Below are 17,907 nucleotides of genomic sequence, written 5' to 3'. Positions count from 1 at the left end.
GCGCTGTTTTTTTTCGACGGGATCTGCTTGGACATTCGCACCGATTTAAGAACGGTGCGAAGGTTTGTGCCGTAGCCATTTCCACACATCTCCAAGTTACTCAATGCCCGGAAATGCAATGGCTGAACGGCGCAATCGATTAAAGCACGTCCAACGGGTATTCGATAAAGGCACGGACTTCATTCAGGTTGGGACCGACATCGCGGTCTGCCCGGTAGATCGAATTGCGCAACTTGAATGACATATCTTTCAACGTGCCGTCCTGAACAACGTATTTGACCTGATTGAAGAACTCACGCTCGGTGCCGTCCTGCTCGCCGCCAGCATCAATGTTGCTGCCGCGCACATAAGCAGTCTTGTAGGTGAGTCCCGGTAGTCCGAATTCCGCGAAGTCCAACTCGTAGCTTAATTGCCAGGACCGTTCGTCCTTCAGGTTGAAGTCGGAGTAGTATGAGTTTGCTACATAGATAGTGCTTCCGCCATCGCCATAGTCATAGGCATAACCTGCATCGCCGCTGTTACGCTGATGAGCAACGATGAAGGAATGCGCCCCGACGCTATACTTGGCCGCCAGGCTCCAGATGGTGTTGCTGTCGGTTACCCCATCGCCGCCAAAATCCCGCGCAGCTTGAGAGCCATTATCGTAGTCAGTGCGATAGATGTTGAAGTCCAGGTTCAACGCTTGGAGTTCGGAAAACGGCACCGTATAGTTCACGTTGCCATAGTACTTCCTGTAGGTGTCCTCGACGTCGGAGTGATAAACCGCGACACTCAAAGCGTCGCTGACGCCGTAAGTGCCACCGATCACGTCGATGCTCTTCAGACGATTCGGATCCCGCGCTGAATCACCCAACGGGCTATCGGCGGTAAATCGCCCGACATTCAATTCCAGTCCTTCGATTTCCTTGCTCGTAATCAGCGTACCGGTAAACGCCTCGGGCAATAGACGAGAGTCGTCATACGCCAGCACCGGCATCGACGGGAACTGGTTACCGTAGCGCAGGACAGTGTTGGAAATACGCAGTTTGAGAACAGCGCCAGCTTCCGACAGATCGTCCACCGGGTGCCCATTACTATCGGTATCAAAAAAGGCTTTGTAGTTTCGACCCCGACCACTGTCGAGCTTGACGCCAAGCAGACCAAAAGCGTCCACCCCCACCCCGATGGTGCCTTGGGTGAAGCCCGACTGAAACGTACTGATAAAGCCTTGACCCCATACTTTGGCGTCGTTGGCGTGATTCTTGTAATCACGGTTGAAGTAGGCGTTACGCAACAGCAATTTCAGGTTGCTGTCCTCGACAAATCCTTTGGACTCGGACTGCTCACTGGCGGATGCAATCGGTGCGTTGATTGAGAATAACGTACACGCCAACGCGATAGTTTTACGATTAATCATAGATGCTCCCAAGAAACCGTTTGGATTATTATTGGCAGAACACTTACGTGAGGGTTGCCCAGAATAGATGGCAACTGATGCAGGCGTGACTGGCATTAGAAATGCCAGCATATGCTGCGAGCCGATAAATACAACTGATGACGGTCTTGGTACAGCAATATTCTTTAATTATGGATATCAATGCAAATAATAAAAATAGGTCCATTTACATGGTAAATTTATATCCGTGGAAAGCAGGTGTTGCCGAGTTGAGAGGCCGGTATGATCTGTGCTCCATCCTTTGGTTTTCCGCCTGTTACCAGGCGGTTTTTTTTGCCTTGAGCTAGATTTATCATTGTGAATGATAGCTGCGCTGACCATGTCTGCATTTCACTTCTAAGTCAAACATAAAAAGTCGCTCAACCCACCTATCACTTAGCGTGATAATCTAAGTTTGATTTTTCCAGAAGCGGTTAAGGAAATTTTTGCCAATGCAGCGCTACGTTTTTTTGCGAGACGAAGCCAGAGATAGTGCAACTCCTCCTAACACTGCGATCGTAGCAATCAACAAGCGCGATGAAATAGACTCACCCAAAAAAATGACGGCCCCGAGAGACGCAATGATCGGAACACTCAGCTGAAGTATGGCGGCGTGGTGTCCGGAAATTCGCCTTACAACCCCATACCAGATTGCATATCCGGCGCCGGAAGCTAATACACCCGATGCCACGGCGTACACCAAACCAGCGCCACTCATGTGCGGGCCCTCTCCCGACACTACACCCCATAACAGACAAGTCAGAAATGGCAAACTTTTCAGAAAATTTCCTGAGGTATCAGCAATTGGGTTGACGGCCCCACGACCAATAAGCGAATAAGCCCCCCAAGCGATCCCGGAAATTGCCATCATCATCGAGTCATGGAATTCGGGCGTAGTCGAGCCCGGGAGGAGCAGAATGATCAAACCACTGAATGCGATTAGCATACCCGCCATTACGCTGTAGCTGACCCGCTCTCCTTTACACCAGGAATACGTGACCATGGTAATTTGCACAGTGCCAAACAATATCAATGCGCCTATGCCGGCACCGAGTTCGACGTAGGCCATCGAGAAGAACCAGGCGTATATGAACAACAACACGCCACCCTTCCAGCTCCCGCCCTCCGCTTTACTCAGCCTCTTCATACGAAGTAGCAACAGGAGAAAAATCGCACCGCTTAACAAGCGAATTGCAGTAAAGGATTCAGGGTCGATATCTCCGTCAATTAGCGCCAAGCGGCAGAACAGCGAATTGGCGGCGAACGCGAACAGACTCACTAACGCTGGTAGAATCCAGGCCCTTCTGTCACCCACCATCGCGCCCTTGCGGTTGTCATTCATTCGTAGGCCGCCTTAAGTTTACGGGAGTGGTGTTTGAGTTTCTGAAAGCGTTGGGTAGTCGATATAACCTTCAGCACCCTGGCTGTAATAGGTATCCATATTGTCCTCGTTCAAGGTCGCGCCTTTGTGCAGCCGATCGACTAGATCTGGATTGGCCAGGAAGGGACGTCCGAAGCTGATGGCATCGGCTAGACCGCTCTGGAGGTCGGCCTGTGCTCGCGTTACGTCATAGTCGCTGTTGAGGATGATCGGACCTTTGAAATGCTCGCGGATCAATGGAGAAAGCCGTGGTACGTCGGTCGCTCCAAACGTACCGTTCGGCGGAGGTTCACGTAGCTCCAGAAAGGCGATACCGATATCATTCAGCATCTTTGCAGCTGCCGTAAACAGAGGGACGGGATCGCTGTCGTCCACACCATAGCTCTCGCCATTGGGGGATAGCCGAACCGCTGTGCGATTCGCACCTACGGCATCCGCCACCGCTCGCGTCACCTGCTCTAATAGGCGCACACGATTTTCAACGCTTCCGCCATATTCATCGGAGCGCATATTGCTATTGTCGCGTAAAAACTGGTCCATCAATTGGCCGTTTGCCGCGTGTATCTGAACTCCGTCAAAACCCGCAGCCATGGCATTCTTCGCCGCTCGGATATAATCAGCGATAAGACCCGGAATCTCCTCCTGAGTCAGGGGACGGGCCACCTCAAAAGGCTTCTTGCCGTCATAGGTGTGGGCATCCCCTGGCATTACGGTCGCGCTTGACGAAATGGGTTGTTGGCCGGTGACGGCGGAATGCGCCATGCGACCCATATGCCAAAGCTGGGCGATGATCAGACCACCTTTGTCATGCACCGCCTGTGTGACAGGCTTCCAGGCGTTCACTTGCTCCTCAGACCAGATCCCCGGTGCGTAAGGCCAGCCAACGCCTTGGCGTGAGATGCCCGTAGCTTCGCCAATGATGAGTCCGGCTGATGCGCGTTGTGCGTAATATTGGGCCATGATCTCGGTCGGGACGTGTTCGCGTGTCGCGCGAGCACGGGTCAGAGGAGCCATAATGATTCGATTAGAGGCCTTCAACGCTCCAAGCACTACGTGTTCAAAAAGCGGCTTCATGAATTTTCCTTCAGACAACAATAAGGAGCTGAGCGGCGCCAACGCCTCCTCACCGGTCACTACCAGCCCTCAGCAGGATAGCGACGATGCGATCACCTTCGTTAGAAGGCTCAGTTGATCTCCAGTGAAAGCGACGCGACGCGAAGAAATAATCTTCTGTAGGTTCAGCATGTTTGGGTGATGCTTTGTGAATATGCCGTCGCCCCACGCGTGTATACAGGTCAAAACCTGGCTAATTTAATTGCTGTTTTTAGAACAATGATCTGATCGCGCTAAACCTCTAAATCATTTCGTCAGCTGAAATTCACTTTTGTAAGAAAACCGTATTCCCCCCTCATCGTCCATGTCGAAGAATCGCAAGGAAGCCGGTTGCTTCTCAAAACGCATGGTAAGCACCTATCAAATGTTGTATGCGCAATGGCGCGGGTCCTCTTGGTCCTAAAGGATCACGGAAGGAATTTGCGAGTTCTAGGGGTAGCGAATGGATCGATTTCGAGAAATGGAGATTTTTCTATCGGTAGTGGATGAGGGAAGCTTTGTGGCTGCAGCGCGGCGCGAAGGCATTTCACCACCGAGCGTAACGCGAACAATAGCAGCGCTTGAGCAACGGATAGGGCTACCCCTCGTCTCGCGGAATAGTCGTAGCATGAATTTAACTGAAGCCGGCGAACGGTTCCTACTTGATTGTCGACATATTCTGAATGGCATAAAGTCCGCGGAAGCGGCAGTCACAGGACAACATACTGCACCAGTCGGTCTTATCAGATTATCAGCGCCGATGATATTTGGAGGGATGTTTGTTGCTCCGCTTGTCAGGCAGTACCTAGAGCAGTTCCCGGCCGTAAGATTTTCGTGCTTATTCGTCGACAGGGAGACTGACATGCTGAACGAGGGCATCGATATTTGCATTAAGATTGGACACTTTGAATTGAACGCCGGTCATTCCATAAAAATTGGAGAAACCAGACAGGTTTTGTGTGCCTCTCCTTCCTATTTTCAAAAGCATGCCCGTCCAACACACCCTGAGCAACTTCGTGACAACGACATTATCAATTGCACTGCCAGCGCACTGCCCCCTACTTGGCAATTTCAAAACGGTGACCAGTTACTCACAATCACTCCTTCGGCCCGGATGGATGTCACTTGCAACCAGGCCGCTGTCAGCATAGCACTCGATGCTTGCGGAATTACTCGGGCATTCTTATACCAAGTAGCCGACTATGTACGGCGCGGACAATTGGAACTACTGCTGGAAGACTATGAGCTTCCTCCGCTCCCCGTGAATTTGATTTTCCGGGAGCGAATCAAAAGCTCATCATCGATATATTCATTTTCAGATTTTCTAGTCAAGAATTTACCAGCCGCGGCGAGGGGGCACGCTTAGATGTGCGCTACGCCTCCAACCTCATAGCGCTCCGGAGACTGAGGCCAAGCATCATTTGCGCCGAGTCATCAATCAAGAGCACTGAATCGTTAAGGGGCAATAATTGACTCAATTGAACTTCCTCTAAAGCGCTTTTCTGTTCTCTCGTAGCGCTACATCCTTAGAAACCAGCCCTAGACAATAATAACGACTCGGAAAACTCTTGCATGAAGTAAAAGGGGCTCAGCACTTACCATGTGCGTTGGCCCCTAGCAAAATCCTATAGATTCCATCCCGAATAAAAATTATGCCCCTAGATCACCGCTTTTCCCTAGGGGAGATAGTCCAACAGCTCATCGGTTGTCATTACGTTGCAGTAGATCATGTTGAGGATCTCCAACTCCTTATTGTGAAGCTCTATGCTGCCGGCCGCGCTGGCATCGTCGATCACAATGACATCGAAGCTCTCGTCGGCGAGGCTACGCACTGTAGATGACACGCACTGGTCGGTGAACAGCCCCGCGCACACCACATGGGTGATGCCCAAGTTGCGCAAGATCAGTCGCAGGTTGGTACCCGTCAATGCGCTGTCTGTCGTCTTCAGAACGACGATCTCGTCCGATGCAGGGGCGAGACGGTCGATCACCTGAGAGGCATGCTCGTTCGCAGGTAGCAGCAGGTTGTTCCAGCCAGGCTTTTTCTGGCTCAGCGAACGATCGCCGCCATCTTCTTTCTGACAGCCGATGCGCGCGAACAGGACTTCGAGATCCGCCCTGCGGAAAGCACCAATCAATCGTTCCAGGTTCGGAATTACGGTTCCATGCATTCGCTGATGGAACGGAGTCCAAGCGTCGAATCGGGCCCGCTCCACTTTGTCGAGCGATGCGGGGTCCGGGCGTTCCAGGTAGGTGTTTTGGACATCGATGACCAGTAGCGCCACCTTGCCTTTAGCAAGCACAGGATCATCGGGTTCTGGCGCCCCCGCGTAATACATCGATCGACGTGCAGTTTTCCAGTCTTTGAACATGAGTATTTCCTCGGTTTGCACAGAGTTGCCGTGGCCCACTCCAAGCGGACCCGCGGCGATTTCTCCGGTTATGCCTTGGCTGTCAAAGCCGCTGACAGCTTCGCGGAAGCCACTGCGAAAGCTGTCCCTATCGACATCGAAACGATGACCACTATCAGCACGTTGTGAAACCCGGCGGACAGCAACGCTGGATAAGCGAAAGCGCCAGGCGTCTGGCTGATATAGGCGAAGGTTGTGGCATACCCCAGCGTCGCTGCCGGAACTGAGGAGAAGATGTAAATGCGCGACGCCATGATGTAGAGAAAGACGCTGAGTGCAACGAGCAGGCCGACCCAAACAGGCGCCGGAAGCGCGGGAAAGGGCTTGGCAAGTGCGAGCAACGCAACAATCCATGCGACCACGACGCCAAAGGCGTTTGAAGTGAGGTTGAGTGAGATGGCGGGCCGATCACCGCCCAAGGCGAAATAGCACGCCCAAGCAACAAAAGCAGCCCATAGAAGCAGGGTTTCTATGCTTAGGAACATGAAGGTGGCTATGCCACCCATGACGCCGACGCCGATTGCGGTTGCGAGAACAGAGTTCATACGTTTTACCCTCTTATTATTTTCTTAAAGGAGAAAAACAGGACGCACAAGAAACATATCAGTAAAATTTTTCTCGCGCAAAAGAAAAATAGCTGTATGCTGAAACTGTCCCCCTCACATTCGAAGGGACGAAAACCGTAAAGCGCATTCGTCATAGCCAAGCTGCATCACAACAAAAATGAGGCCAGATATGTCTACCGAAAGAGCTCACTTCATCAAACGTCACAACCTCTGGACTGAGGACATGGAACGCGCCGCAGCTGGTGTCCTCCAGCGTATTGAGGAAGAAGGATTACGCTTTATTCGTCTGGGATGGGGTGACCAACACGGTATCGTTCGCGGGAAAACGATAACCGTCGAAGAATTCAAGACCGCCCTGCATAGCGGCAAGGACTTCCAGCTCGTTACAGCGATCTTTGACACGACCAACCACCCGATCGTCCCTCCTTTCGGCGCTGAGAACGCGCTTGGCGTACCTGAGATGATCGGTCTGCCCGATGGAATCCTGGTACCGGACCCGACCACATTCCGTGTGCTTCCATGGGTCAAGGACACCGGCTGGTGCTTGAGCGATGCATACCTGTCGAATGGCGCCCCTTGCCCGTTCTCGACTCGCCAGATTCTCCGCGACCAAATCGCAAAACTGAAAGCCGACGGCCTGAACATGGTTGTGGGGCTGGAATTCGAGTTCTACGTCTTCAAACTGCTGGATCCAAAGCTTTCTCCAGAGTCGTGCGCCAACCCGGCAACGCCTCCGGAAGTCATGATGATCCAGCACGGTTATCAGTACCTGACGGAAAATCGCGGCGACGAAGTCGAAGGCCTGCTGTCGTTCATTCATGAGAACGTCCAGAAGCTCGGACTGCCACTGGCAACCCTCGAAGACGAGTGGGGCCCTGGCCAGTGTGAAGTGACGTTCTTGCCAATGGACGCCATGGCAGCAGCCGACGCTGCGCTGCTGTTCCGCTCGGCGGTCAAGCAACTGTGTCGCCGCAATGGCTTGCATGCCAGCTTCATGGCGATTCCCAAGGTACAGAACGTTTTCCCAAGCGGCTGGCACATGCACCAGTCCGTCGTGGACAACAATGGCAACAACGTGTTCATGGCAGGAGAGGACAACGAAGGTCCCTTGTCACCGCTGGGTATGCACTACATGGGTGGTCTGCTGAAAAACGCTGCAGGTACCGCACTGCTCACCACCCCGACCGTCAACGGCTACAAACGCCACCGGCCAGACGGTTTTGCCCCGAACAAGGCTTCCTGGGCCCACGAAAACCGCGGCTCAATGCTGCGTTCGATCGGCGGCCCTGGCGACAAGGCTTCGCGTATCGAAAACCGTGTGGGCGAACCAACAGCGAACCCGTACCTATACATCGCCTCGCAGATCATTGCGGGCAGAAACGGCATCGCGAACAAGCTCAATCCAGGCGAAGCGGTCAAGGCTGCCTACCTGGCAGACCGTCCGCAGCTACCAATGAGTCTGATGGAAGCCATCGTCGCCTTCAAGAACAACGAAGTGCTCAAGGAAGAGCTGGGCCCTGTTTTCCACAACTACATGGTGATGCTGAAGGAGTTCGAAGCCAACCGCTTCCTCTCCGCAGTCACCGATTGGGAACAGTCAGAATACTTCGAAATGTACTAATTGAGCGACCGCTGCTCAGAAGCGTACTCATGAACTCAAGAACCAGGAGGTTAACTATGAAAATTGGCGCAGCTCAGTTACGGCCTGCCTGGCTCAATCGAGCCAGGACATGCCAGATCGTCATTGACGCGATCAAGGAAGCTAGCGAACAGGGTATCGAACTCCTGGTGTTTTCGGAGTCGTTTCTGAGCGGCTACCCGTTCTGGATATGTCGCACCAATGGATCGGCCTTCGATGACCCTCTTCAGAAACGTGCGTACTCGCAGTTTCTAGAGGCGGCCGTCGAAGTTCCGGGCAACGAAATCAATTTGATCGTCGAGGCCAGTCGTGATTATGGCGTTGGCGTTTATCTGGGAATCAACGAGCGCGGCGTACGAGAAGGCCGCGGCTCAATCTACTGCACGCTCGTGGCCATTCACCCCGAGCGGGGCCTAGTGGGGATCCACAGAAAGTTGGTCCCGACGTTCGACGAACGTCTCTGCTGGGCACCGGGCGATGGTCACGGATTGCAGTGCCACGACTTTGGCGAGTTCAAGGTCGGCGGCCTCAACTGTTGGGAAAACTGGATGCCGCTCGCTCGCTTTGCGCTCTATGCGCAAGGCGAGGACATTCACGTCAGCGTGTGGCCAGGCAACGCGTCAGCGATCAAGAATGCGGGGCAACTGATTGCCACTGAAGGCAGAGTTTGGGTAGTCAGCTCCAGCGGCCTCCTTTCGCTGACGGACGTGCCCGAGGATTTTGTGTTTTACGACGCGCTCAAAGCTGACGGCGTGGACGTCATATTCACCGGAGGCTCATGCATCGTCGACCCTTCCGGACAGGTTGTCGCGCAGGCTGAGGATGGCAAGGAACAGATCATTTCTTTCGATGCCGATCTAGGCCGTGTGCGCGAGGAGCGACACAACTTCGACCCCACTGGCCACTACTCCCGGCAGGACGTATTCCGCTTCTCGATCGATCGAACGCGTCAACAAGCGATCCACAACCACGATTCGTTTGTAAAAAAATAAAAGCTCCTTCTATTCAACATCTTTGGACTGCCCACATATGAAAGCCATTGTTCTTCAACACTCCCCCGATACCGGGATTGGATTGGTTGGCCCAATCCTTCGTGATCTGCATGGTTTCGAATTGCAGACGATCGATGCCAGGACGATTAATTTTGATGACATCGATCCAGAGTCGGCGGACCTTTTCGTTCTATTGGGCTCCCCCAATGGCGTTTATGACACGCACATACCTTGGATTGAGGCGGAACTGGAATTCACCAAACAGCTCATCGCTCGCGCTCGTCCCATCGTGGGTATTTGTTTCGGCGGGCAGATGCTCGCAGCAGCGCATGGCGCTCAAGTCAAACCGATGGGATATCGCGATTCAGGCTGGCTTCTCAATGATGACGCAGTCGATCAAACGTGGGCAGGGCCTTGGTTTCGCTGGCATGGGGACAATTTCACCCTCCCGGAAGGCGCAGAAAAGCTAGCCAGCGCAGGTAAGGTGATACAGGGCTTTCAGAAGGGAAATACCGTCGGAATGCAGTTTCATCCTGAGGTCGATGAGGAGACTATCAGAACGTGGGTTGAGATAAATCTCGAGTCCATGCTCCGTAACAATGTTGATATCGGACAATTTCTCTATACTGCCGTCGCCGAGGTAAAAGAGGTACAGCCCAGGGTTGAATCGTTGATTTCAAACGTCCTGACCCGTTGCCTCGGTTAAATTCACGGAGACGATAGCTTGAGTAATAACCCTATTAAACCCAAACCTGATCCCATGCTCGGCATCGAGATCAAGGCTCAGCGCAATGCGCGCGGCTGGACACTGGAAGAACTCAGCCAGCGCAGCGGGGTGTCGATAGCGGCGATCTCGAAAATCGAAAAGGGTCAGTCACGCCCCAGCTTTGATACGTTGTTGAGTATCGCTCGATGCCTGAAAATGAACTTTGTCGACATCATGGATGGGGCGTCGGCCAGCCAGCCTCAAGGCGGCATGGCACGCCTCATCTCGACCAAGGCTGAGGAAGCGGAGCTGTTCAGTACGCCGTTCTACGATTACCGCGTGCATTCGGCGGCGCTGAAATCCAAAGTCATGGTGCCTTTGCGCATGACGATCAGGAACCACGAAGTACCTCCGATGGAAGACTGGAGTCTGCACGATGGGGAGGAATTCGTTTTTGTGTTGAAGGGTGTGCTTATTTTCCACACCGAGCACTATGCGCCGCTGACATTGAAAGTAGGCGACAGCTGTTATATCGATAGCACCATGCGACATGCGTTTGTCTCCGGTGCTGACGGTGAGACGGAAATCCTGTCCATTTGCCTATCAATTCGTCCTTTCAAGGGTCCGGCTGAACATTGAGTCTATACGCTCCATTTTGAGTATTTGCTGCTTACGAACAAGCACGTGACCGACAAACAAGGCGACCTCAGGGTCGTCTTGTTTGTTTGGGGCTACGCGTCTTGAACCATTCGGTTGCCCAGTACTTGTTGATCCGCATGGTAGGAAGATCGCATCAATGGACCCGACGCGACATTGCTGAAGCCCATGCGCAACCCTTCCTCGGCAAACCAGGCGAATACATCCGGGTGGACGAAACGCTGGACGGGCAAATGGCTGCGTGAAGGTTGCAGGTACTGCCCCAACGTCAACATGTCGATACCGTGCTCACGCATACGCTGCATGACTTCAATCACCTCCTCATCCGTCTCACCCAGCCCGAGCATCAAGCCGGACTTGGTGGGCACACCAGGTACGCGTTTCTTGAAGTTGTCCAGCAGGTCCAGCGACCAATCGAAATCCGAACCTGGGCGGGCCGCCTTGTATAGCCGCGGTACTGTTTCCAGATTGTGGTTGAACACATCGGGCGGCTCCTGCTCGGTGATTGCCAGGGCCACGTCCATACGTCCGCGGTAATCGGGCACCAGGGTTTCGAGCTGCACGCCCGGTGACAGTTTTCGAATCTCGCGAAGGCATTCAACAAAGTGCCCTGCTCCGCCGTCTCGCAGATCGTCGCGATCCACCGAAGTGATCACGACATACTTCAACCGCAAATCCGCAATGGCAGTCGCCAGGTTGCGTGGTTCATCGCCATCCAGCGGCTTCGGGCGCCCGTGCCCCACATCGCAGAACGGACAACGGCGGGTACAAATGTCCCCCATGATCATGAAGGTGGCAGTGCCTCCACTGAAGCACTCGCCGAGGTTTGGACAAGAAGCTTCTTCACAGACGCTGTGCAATTTGTGCTTACGCAGCAATGCCTTGATCCTCGCGACTTCGGGCGACGTGGAGATCGGTACGCGAATCCAGTCGGGTTTGCGCGGGATGTCTTCGGTGGGAAGAATTTTTACCGGAATACGCGCGACCTTCTCCGCGCCCCGCAGCTTGACGCCACCCTGCAAGGGCTCCGGCCGAAGACCAACCTTTTGCATGTCTGTCATTGCCCTGCTCCCAGGAAAATTGCACCCGTGTTAACCACGGTAGTAACGCTGCGCCACAAACGGCGTTTTGACGACTTCCATAGCCACAGGCTTACCCCGCACCAGCGCGAACACCTCCGTGCCAAGGGCGGCGTAGGCCCTCTCTAAATAGCCCATCGCGACCGGCCCGCCAAAGCTGGGGCCGAAACCACCGCTGGTGATTTGACCGATCAATTCTTGCTGTGCGTTGATGATCTTCGTCCCCTCACGTACAGGTGTGCGATCTTTCGGCAGGAACCCGACTCGCTTGCTGGCCACGCCATCGAGTTGCTGGGCAAGGATACGTTCCGCACCCAGGAAGCCGCCGGCACGAACACCATCGGCGCGTCGCGCTTTGGAAATGGCCCAGGTCAGGCTGGCTTCGATGGGCGTCATGTCCGGATTCATATCATGGCCGTACAGACACAGGCCGGCTTCAAGTCGCAACGAATCCCGGGCCCCCAAGCCGATCGCCTTCACTTCTGGCTCGGCCAGGAGTGAACGGGCCAACGTGGTCGCCTGCTCGACCGGTACGGAAATTTCGTAACCGTCTTCGCCGGTGTAGCCCGAGCGACTGACATAGCAATCGATGCCAAGCAAGCGCATCTGCGCAAATTGCATGAACGTCATGCTTTTCACATCAGGCGCCAGACGTGCCAGCACATCGGCAGCGCGGGGCCCCTGAAGCGCGAGCAATGCGCGGCTTTCGAACAGCGACTCGACCTCGCAATGGCCCTGCAAGTGCTTGGTTAGATGCGCAAGGTCCTGATGCTTGCAGGCGGCATTTACCACCAGGAACAAATGATCACCGGCGTTCGCCACCATCAAGTCATCGAGAATGCCGCCGTCCTCATTGGTGAACAGTGCATAACGTTGCATGCCCACCGGCAGGTCGACGATATCCACTGGCACCAGGGCTTCCAGCGCCAGGGCGGCATAGGCTCCGTGCAGACGTATCTGCCCCATGTGCGATACATCGAACAGGCCTGCCTGTGCGCGCGTGTGTTGATGTTCTTTCATCACTCCCAACGGGTATTGCACCGGCATCTCGTAGCCCGCGAAGGGCACCATGCGTGCACCCAGCTCCAGGTGCAAAGCGTGCAATGGCGTACGCAACAATTCTTCGTTGAACATGGGTGACTCCTGGAATGAATGGAATGGCTGTCAGGAGGCTGTGAGCTCACGGCCAGGCCATCCCAATAGGGAATGCAGGCCTGCGTCTCGAATGCTGATCCGTGATCAGGCCTGATACACCGGGAACAACGCGCACAACCCGGCCACTTGCCGCGCGACATGCGCCTCGACATCAGCATCGCCAAGGTTGTCCAGGATGTCGCAGATCCAGTTGGCCAACCCCACGCACTCAACGACCTTGAAGCCACGCGTGGTGACGGCGGGCGTACCGATGCGCAGACCGGACGTCACGAAAGGCGATTGCGGGTCATTAGGAACGGCATTTTTGTTGACGGTGATACGGGCACGACCCAACGCGGCATCGGCGTCTTTGCCGGTAATCCCCTGGCGGATAAGGCTAACCAGGAACAGATGATTGTCAGTGCCGCCGGACACGACGTCGTAACCTCGCTGCTTGAAGACGTCAGCCATGGCTTGTGCGTTGCGAATGACCTGCAACTGGTAGTCCGTGAAACCCGGCGCCAATGCTTCCTTGAAGCACACAGCCTTGGCCGCAATAACATGCATCAATGGCCCGCCTTGCCCGCCCGGAAACACCGCCGAGTTGAGTTTTTTTTCCAGCTCCGGGTCGGCCTTGGCGAGAATCAGTCCACCGCGGGGACCGCGCAGGGTCTTGTGCGTGGTAGTGGTGACCACGTCGGCGTAAGGCACCGGGTTCGGGTACAGGCCAGCAGCCACCAGACCGGCGACGTGCGCCATGTCAACGAACAGGTACGCCCCAACCTTGTCGGCAATGGCGCGGAAACGCGGAAAGTCGAGGGTTTTCGAATAGGCTGAGAAACCCGCGACGATCATTTTTGGCTTGTGCTCGACCGCTAGACGTTCTACCTCGTCATAGTCGATCAGGCCATTAGCATCGATGCCATACTGGACAGCGTTGTACAGCTTGCCGGACGAACTGACCTTCGCCCCATGCGTCAAGTGACCACCGTGAGCCAGACTCATGCCCAGGAGCGTATCGCCGGCTTGCAGCAAGGCCAGATAGACCGCCGCATTGGCCTGCGAACCGGAGTGCGGCTGAACGTTGGCGTAACCGGCACCGAATAGCGCCTTGGCTCGATCGATCGCCAACTGCTCGACCACGTCGACATGTTCACAGCCGCCGTAGTAGCGCTTGCCGGGATAACCCTCGGCGTATTTGTTGGTCAACTCGGTCCCCTGAGCCTCCATCACTTGCGGGCTTGCGTAGTTCTCCGAGGCGATCAATTCGATGTGGTCTTCCTGGCGCTTCGCTTCGCGATGAATGGCCTCAGCGAGCACGGGGTCGAAATCGGACAGGGTCAGACTTTTATGGAACATGGTGAGCTTTCCTTTTTTTGTTTGAGTACACACAGCGCACTGGCATGAAGGCCCGGACAGGGTCCGGGCACAATCATCAAGCGTCTTGATAAATCGAAATTGGCGGACAGGCACAGGCCAGATTGCGGTCGCCATACACGTTGTCGACCCGACCGACCGGCGGCCAGTATTTGCTGTCGCGCAGCGACTCGAGCGGGTACACCGCCAACTCGCGGCTATAGCAATGCGGCCACTCATGGACCAGTTCGGCAGCGGTGTGTGGCGCATTTTTCAATGGGTTGTCGTGCAGATCGAGATCACCGCTTTCCACTGCGCGAATTTCTTCGCGGATGCAGATCATCGCTTCGCAGAACCGGTCCAGCTCTTCCAGGGATTCACTCTCGGTCGGCTCGACCATCAGCGTGCCCGCCACCGGAAATGACATGGTTGGGGCATGGAAACCGAAGTCGATCAGCCGCTTGGCCACGTCTTCCACGCTGATGCCGCTGGTCTCCTTGATCGGGCGCAGGTCGAGGATGCACTCGTGGGCGACCAGTCCATTCTCGCCGGTGTAGAGCACTGGGTAGTGATCCTCCAGCCGCCGGGCAATGTAGTTGGCGCTGAGGATGGCCAGTTGCGACGCACGCTTGAGGCCTTCCCCGCCCATCATGCGCATGTACATCCAGGTGATCGGCAGGATGCTGGCGCTGCCAAAGGCTGCGGCGCTGACTGCACCTTGCTTGCGCGCCATGGTTTCGTGCCCTGGCAGGAACGGCGCCAGGTGTGCCTTGACGCCGATGGGTCCAACGCCTGGCCCGCCTCCTCCGTGGGGAATGCAGAAAGTCTTGTGCAAATTCAGGTGCGAGACATCACCCCCAAATTTGCCCGGCGCACAGAGCCCGACCATGGCGTTCATGTTGGCGCCATCGATGTACACCTGGCCGCCGCGCTCATGCACGATCGCGCAGATCTGGCGGATGCCGTCTTCAAACACGCCATGGGTCGACGGGTAGGTAATCATCAATGCCGCCAGGCGCTCTTCGTGCAGTTGCGCCTTGTACTCCAAGTCGGCGATGTCGACGTTGCCCCTGGCATCGCAATCGACCACGACCACGCGCATACCGGCCATTTGTGCGGTGGCCGGGTTAGTGCCATGGGCCGACGAAGGGATCAGACAGACATCGCGATTGGCTTCGCCACGACTGGCGTGATACGCACGAATGGCGAGCAGCCCTGCGTACTCGCCCTGCGAGCCAGCATTGGGTTGCAACGACATGGCGTCGTAACCCGTCGCCGCGCACAGCATCTGCTCCAGCTCCTTGATCAGTTGCTGATAACCCCGGGCTTGCTCGCCCGGCGCGAACGGATGCAGGGCGCCAAACTCTGGCCAGGTGATCGGGATCATTTCGCTGGCGGCATTGAGCTTCATGGTGCAGGAGCCCAACGGAATCATGGTGCGGTCTAGCGCCAGGTCCTTATCCGCCAGTCTGCGCAGATAGCGCATCAACTCGGTTTCCGAGTGATAGCGATTGAACACTTCGTGCTGCAGGATCGGTGTCTCACGCAACAACGACAGTGGCAGGCAATCGCCAGTGGTTTTCGCCAGGGCGAGGAAGTCCGGCAGCGACTGTCCTTTGACGGCAAACACGGCCCAGAGGGCCTCTACGCTTTGTTGCTCGCAGGTTTCGTCCAGCGACAGACCGACGCGAGGTGGGTCGATGACACGTAGGTTGATCCCCGCCGACCTGGCCGCGTCATGTACGGTTTGCACCGGGATTGCCGACACGACACTGAGAGTGTCGAAGAAATGCTGTTGCTCGACCCGATGCCCCAGTTGTTCCAGGCCCTGGGCCAGGATCGACGTCAAGCGATGCACGCGGCGGGCGATGCCTGTCAGACCTTTGGGGCCATGGTAGACCGCGTACATGCTGGCGATATTGGCCAACAGCACTTGCGCGGTGCAGATGTTGCTCGTGGCTTTCTCACGACGAATGTGTTGCTCACGGGTTTGCATCGCCAGGCGCAGCGCCGGGTTGCCATGGTGGTCGATGGAGATGCCTACCAGGCGCCCGGGCATGTCGCGCTTGAACTCATCGCGTGTCGCAAAGTAAGCGGCGTGCGGGCCACCGAAACCCAGGGGCACGCCGAAGCGTTGGGCACTGCCCAACACCACATCGGCACCAAATTCACCCGGCGGTGTCAGCAGGGTCAATGCCAGCAGATCGGCCGCCACCGCCACCAATGCACCGGCCTGGTGGGCGCGCTCGACCAGCGAACGATGATCGACGATCTCGCCGGTACTGGCCGGATATTGCAACAGCAGGCCGAAATAACCGTCGAGCCCTTCTTTCTCCAGTTCGGACTCGTCGCCGATCACAATCTCGATGTTTAGCGGTTCGGACCGGGTGCGCAGCACGTCGAGGGTCTGCGGATGGCAGTGGCGCGAGACAAAAAAAGCCGGCGCTTTGTTTTTTGCCAAGCGCTTGCAGAAGGTCATGGCTTCGGCGGCCGCCGTCGCTTCATCGAGCAACGAGGCGTTGGCGATTTCCATTCCGGTCAAGTCGCTGATCAAAGTCTGGAAATTCAGCAGTGCTTCCAGACGACCTTGGGAAATTTCCGGTTGATACGGTGTGTACGCGGTGTACCAGCCCGGGTTCTCCAGCAGGTTTCGCAGGATCGGCGTCGGCGTATGGCAAGGGGAATAGCCTTGGCCGATGTGGGTGCGCAACAGCTGGTTTTTGCCGGCAATGGCCTTGATTGCGGCCAGGGCCTCGGCTTCGCCCTGCCCCGCCGATAACTCGAGCACACTGGTGCCCTTGATGCTCTGTGGAACGACGCTGTCGATCAGGGCTTCCAGCGAGTCATGACCGATCAGCGACAACATGGCGCTAATGTCTTCGTCGCGAGGACCGATGTGGCGGGCAATGAATTCGTTGTCCGTGCCCAGGGGAATCTGTGGCTTGTTCATCTCACCCCTCCCGACTCAGGCGTTTTCGACCAGGAAACGGTCATAACCTTCCTGATCCATCAGATCGTTGAAGGCATCCAGATTGTCGACACGGATACGGAAGAACCAGCCATCGTTCATCGGCGAGGCATTGACCTGCTCGGGATCATCGACCAGCGCCTGATTGATCGCGACCACATCTCCGGTCAACGGCATGCTGATATTGCTCGCGGCTTTCACCGACTCCAGCACCGCCACCTCATGTCCTTCGGCAAATGGCCCCAGATCTGGCAATTGCACGAAAACCACGTCACCCAATGCTTCTTGAGCAAAGTGTGTAATGCCGACAGTCAATTCGCCGGAAGCTTCCAGACGTAACCATTCATGCTCGGAAGTGAAACGCAGCGTGCTCATGGATTTTCCTCTTGTTATCAGTGTGTCCCGATTTCAGGACGAATGAGCCGGCAGGTAGTCGGCATTGGCTGACAGAACAAGAGCAAAGGAAATGCCATCTTTATATTTTTCATATTTATCAGATAGTTATTAAGGAA

The 17,907-nt window shown here is 55.5% G+C and carries 15 protein-coding genes; 5 read left to right on the top strand and 10 right to left on the bottom strand.

Translation table 11 applies throughout. The annotated features are described in order from the left end of the window. Positions 1 to 139: 139 nt before the first annotated feature. From PSEUDOMOFG3G_RS11070 to PSEUDOMOFG3G_RS11060, 3 genes are all read right to left on the bottom strand, one after another. Positions 140 to 1,396: an OprD family porin gene (locus PSEUDOMOFG3G_RS11070; protein ID WP_139049941.1), complete on the bottom strand. Its 1,257-nt coding sequence runs from the start codon at positions 1,394 to 1,396 to the stop codon at positions 140 to 142. Positions 1,397 to 1,874: 478 nt separating this feature from the next. Next, positions 1,875 to 2,756: a DMT family transporter gene (locus PSEUDOMOFG3G_RS11065; RefSeq protein WP_257220718.1), complete on the bottom strand. Its 882-nt coding sequence runs from the start codon at positions 2,754 to 2,756 to the stop codon at positions 1,875 to 1,877. A gap of 18 nt (positions 2,757 to 2,774) precedes the next feature. After that, entirely contained in the window at positions 2,775 to 3,869 is a 1,095-nt protein-coding gene (locus PSEUDOMOFG3G_RS11060) for an alkene reductase (RefSeq protein ID WP_139049940.1), read from the bottom strand. 481 nt (positions 3,870 to 4,350) lie between these two features. On the opposite strand from PSEUDOMOFG3G_RS11060, the gene PSEUDOMOFG3G_RS11055 reads away from it, so the two are divergent. Beyond that, complete coding sequence (locus PSEUDOMOFG3G_RS11055) at positions 4,351 to 5,253, top strand: LysR family transcriptional regulator (RefSeq protein ID WP_139049939.1); 903 nt, start codon at positions 4,351 to 4,353, stop codon at positions 5,251 to 5,253. A 310-nt stretch (positions 5,254 to 5,563) separates the two neighbouring features. On the opposite strand, the gene PSEUDOMOFG3G_RS11050 is transcribed toward PSEUDOMOFG3G_RS11055, so the two are convergent. Continuing rightward, entirely contained in the window at positions 5,564 to 6,259 is a 696-nt protein-coding gene (locus PSEUDOMOFG3G_RS11050; protein ID WP_139049938.1) for a cysteine hydrolase family protein, read from the bottom strand. Positions 6,260 to 6,327: 68 nt separating this feature from the next. Further along, positions 6,328 to 6,843 carry a DUF1097 domain-containing protein gene (locus tag PSEUDOMOFG3G_RS11045; protein WP_139049937.1) on the bottom strand — a complete coding sequence of 172 codons (516 nt, stop codon included), beginning with the start codon at positions 6,841 to 6,843 and terminating at the stop codon, positions 6,328 to 6,330. Positions 6,844 to 7,087: 244 nt separating this feature from the next. Here PSEUDOMOFG3G_RS11045 and PSEUDOMOFG3G_RS11040 point away from each other — a divergent pair, with 244 nt between their 5' ends. From PSEUDOMOFG3G_RS11040 to PSEUDOMOFG3G_RS11025, 4 genes are read left to right on the top strand one after another with little or no spacing between them, the layout of a single operon-like run. Continuing rightward, positions 7,088 to 8,485 (top strand): glutamine synthetase family protein, encoded by a 1,398-nt coding sequence (locus PSEUDOMOFG3G_RS11040; RefSeq protein WP_218939003.1) that lies wholly within the window; start codon positions 7,088 to 7,090, stop codon positions 8,483 to 8,485. 56 nt (positions 8,486 to 8,541) lie between these two features. Then, positions 8,542 to 9,495 carry a carbon-nitrogen hydrolase family protein gene (locus PSEUDOMOFG3G_RS11035; RefSeq protein ID WP_171061358.1) on the top strand — a complete coding sequence of 318 codons (954 nt, stop codon included), beginning with the start codon at positions 8,542 to 8,544 and terminating at the stop codon, positions 9,493 to 9,495. Between the two features lie 37 nt (positions 9,496 to 9,532). After that, entirely contained in the window at positions 9,533 to 10,201 is a 669-nt protein-coding gene (locus PSEUDOMOFG3G_RS11030) for a type 1 glutamine amidotransferase (RefSeq protein ID WP_139049935.1), read from the top strand. Between the two features lie 18 nt (positions 10,202 to 10,219). Next, positions 10,220 to 10,840 (top strand): helix-turn-helix domain-containing protein, encoded by a 621-nt coding sequence (locus PSEUDOMOFG3G_RS11025; RefSeq protein ID WP_139049934.1) that lies wholly within the window; start codon positions 10,220 to 10,222, stop codon positions 10,838 to 10,840. A gap of 92 nt (positions 10,841 to 10,932) precedes the next feature. On the opposite strand, the gene lipA is transcribed toward PSEUDOMOFG3G_RS11025, so the two are convergent. The 5 genes from lipA to gcvH form a co-directional block, all read right to left on the bottom strand. Next, positions 10,933 to 11,919, bottom strand: coding sequence for a lipoyl synthase (gene lipA / locus PSEUDOMOFG3G_RS11020; protein WP_139049933.1), 987 nt, complete (start codon positions 11,917 to 11,919; stop codon positions 10,933 to 10,935). A gap of 30 nt (positions 11,920 to 11,949) precedes the next feature. Continuing rightward, entirely contained in the window at positions 11,950 to 13,071 is a 1,122-nt protein-coding gene (gcvT, locus tag PSEUDOMOFG3G_RS11015; protein ID WP_139049932.1) for a glycine cleavage system aminomethyltransferase GcvT, read from the bottom strand. A 105-nt stretch (positions 13,072 to 13,176) separates the two neighbouring features. Further along, complete coding sequence (gene glyA, locus PSEUDOMOFG3G_RS11010) at positions 13,177 to 14,430, bottom strand: serine hydroxymethyltransferase (RefSeq protein WP_139049931.1); 1,254 nt, start codon at positions 14,428 to 14,430, stop codon at positions 13,177 to 13,179. A gap of 76 nt (positions 14,431 to 14,506) precedes the next feature. After that, positions 14,507 to 17,377, bottom strand: coding sequence for an aminomethyl-transferring glycine dehydrogenase (gcvP, locus tag PSEUDOMOFG3G_RS11005; RefSeq protein ID WP_139049930.1), 2,871 nt, complete (start codon positions 17,375 to 17,377; stop codon positions 14,507 to 14,509). A gap of 15 nt (positions 17,378 to 17,392) precedes the next feature. Next, complete coding sequence (gcvH, locus tag PSEUDOMOFG3G_RS11000) at positions 17,393 to 17,770, bottom strand: glycine cleavage system protein GcvH (RefSeq protein WP_139049929.1); 378 nt, start codon at positions 17,768 to 17,770, stop codon at positions 17,393 to 17,395. Between the last annotated feature and the right edge of the window lie 137 nt (positions 17,771 to 17,907).

The sequence above is a fragment of the Pseudomonas sp. FG-3G genome (assembly GCF_901007645.1).
Lineage (GTDB): Bacteria > Pseudomonadota > Gammaproteobacteria > Pseudomonadales > Pseudomonadaceae > Aquipseudomonas > Aquipseudomonas rhizophila.
Note: the sequence above shows the minus strand (reverse complement) of the source record. Positions and strands in the feature narration are given on the sequence as shown.

Coding starts and splice junctions, on each gene's coding strand:
- gcvT (WP_139049932.1), bottom strand. CDS start 13,071: ATGTTCAACGAAGAATTGTTGCGTACGCCATTGCACGCTTTGCACCTG.
- PSEUDOMOFG3G_RS11040 (WP_218939003.1), top strand. CDS start 7,088: ATGGAACGCGCCGCAGCTGGTGTCCTCCAGCGTATTGAGGAAGAAGGA.
- PSEUDOMOFG3G_RS11050 (WP_139049938.1), bottom strand. CDS start 6,259: ATGTTCAAAGACTGGAAAACTGCACGTCGATCGATGTATTACGCGGGG.
- PSEUDOMOFG3G_RS11055 (WP_139049939.1), top strand. CDS start 4,351: ATGGATCGATTTCGAGAAATGGAGATTTTTCTATCGGTAGTGGATGAG.
- PSEUDOMOFG3G_RS11065 (WP_257220718.1), bottom strand. CDS start 2,756: ATGAATGACAACCGCAAGGGCGCGATGGTGGGTGACAGAAGGGCCTGG.
- PSEUDOMOFG3G_RS11060 (WP_139049940.1), bottom strand. CDS start 3,869: ATGAAGCCGCTTTTTGAACACGTAGTGCTTGGAGCGTTGAAGGCCTCT.
- PSEUDOMOFG3G_RS11045 (WP_139049937.1), bottom strand. CDS start 6,843: ATGAACTCTGTTCTCGCAACCGCAATCGGCGTCGGCGTCATGGGTGGC.
- PSEUDOMOFG3G_RS11035 (WP_171061358.1), top strand. CDS start 8,542: ATGAAAATTGGCGCAGCTCAGTTACGGCCTGCCTGGCTCAATCGAGCC.
- gcvP (WP_139049930.1), bottom strand. CDS start 17,377: ATGAACAAGCCACAGATTCCCCTGGGCACGGACAACGAATTCATTGCC.
- PSEUDOMOFG3G_RS11030 (WP_139049935.1), top strand. CDS start 9,533: ATGAAAGCCATTGTTCTTCAACACTCCCCCGATACCGGGATTGGATTG.
- PSEUDOMOFG3G_RS11070 (WP_139049941.1), bottom strand. CDS start 1,396: ATGATTAATCGTAAAACTATCGCGTTGGCGTGTACGTTATTCTCAATC.
- gcvH (WP_139049929.1), bottom strand. CDS start 17,770: ATGAGCACGCTGCGTTTCACTTCCGAGCATGAATGGTTACGTCTGGAA.
- lipA (WP_139049933.1), bottom strand. CDS start 11,919: ATGACAGACATGCAAAAGGTTGGTCTTCGGCCGGAGCCCTTGCAGGGT.
- glyA (WP_139049931.1), bottom strand. CDS start 14,430: ATGTTCCATAAAAGTCTGACCCTGTCCGATTTCGACCCCGTGCTCGCT.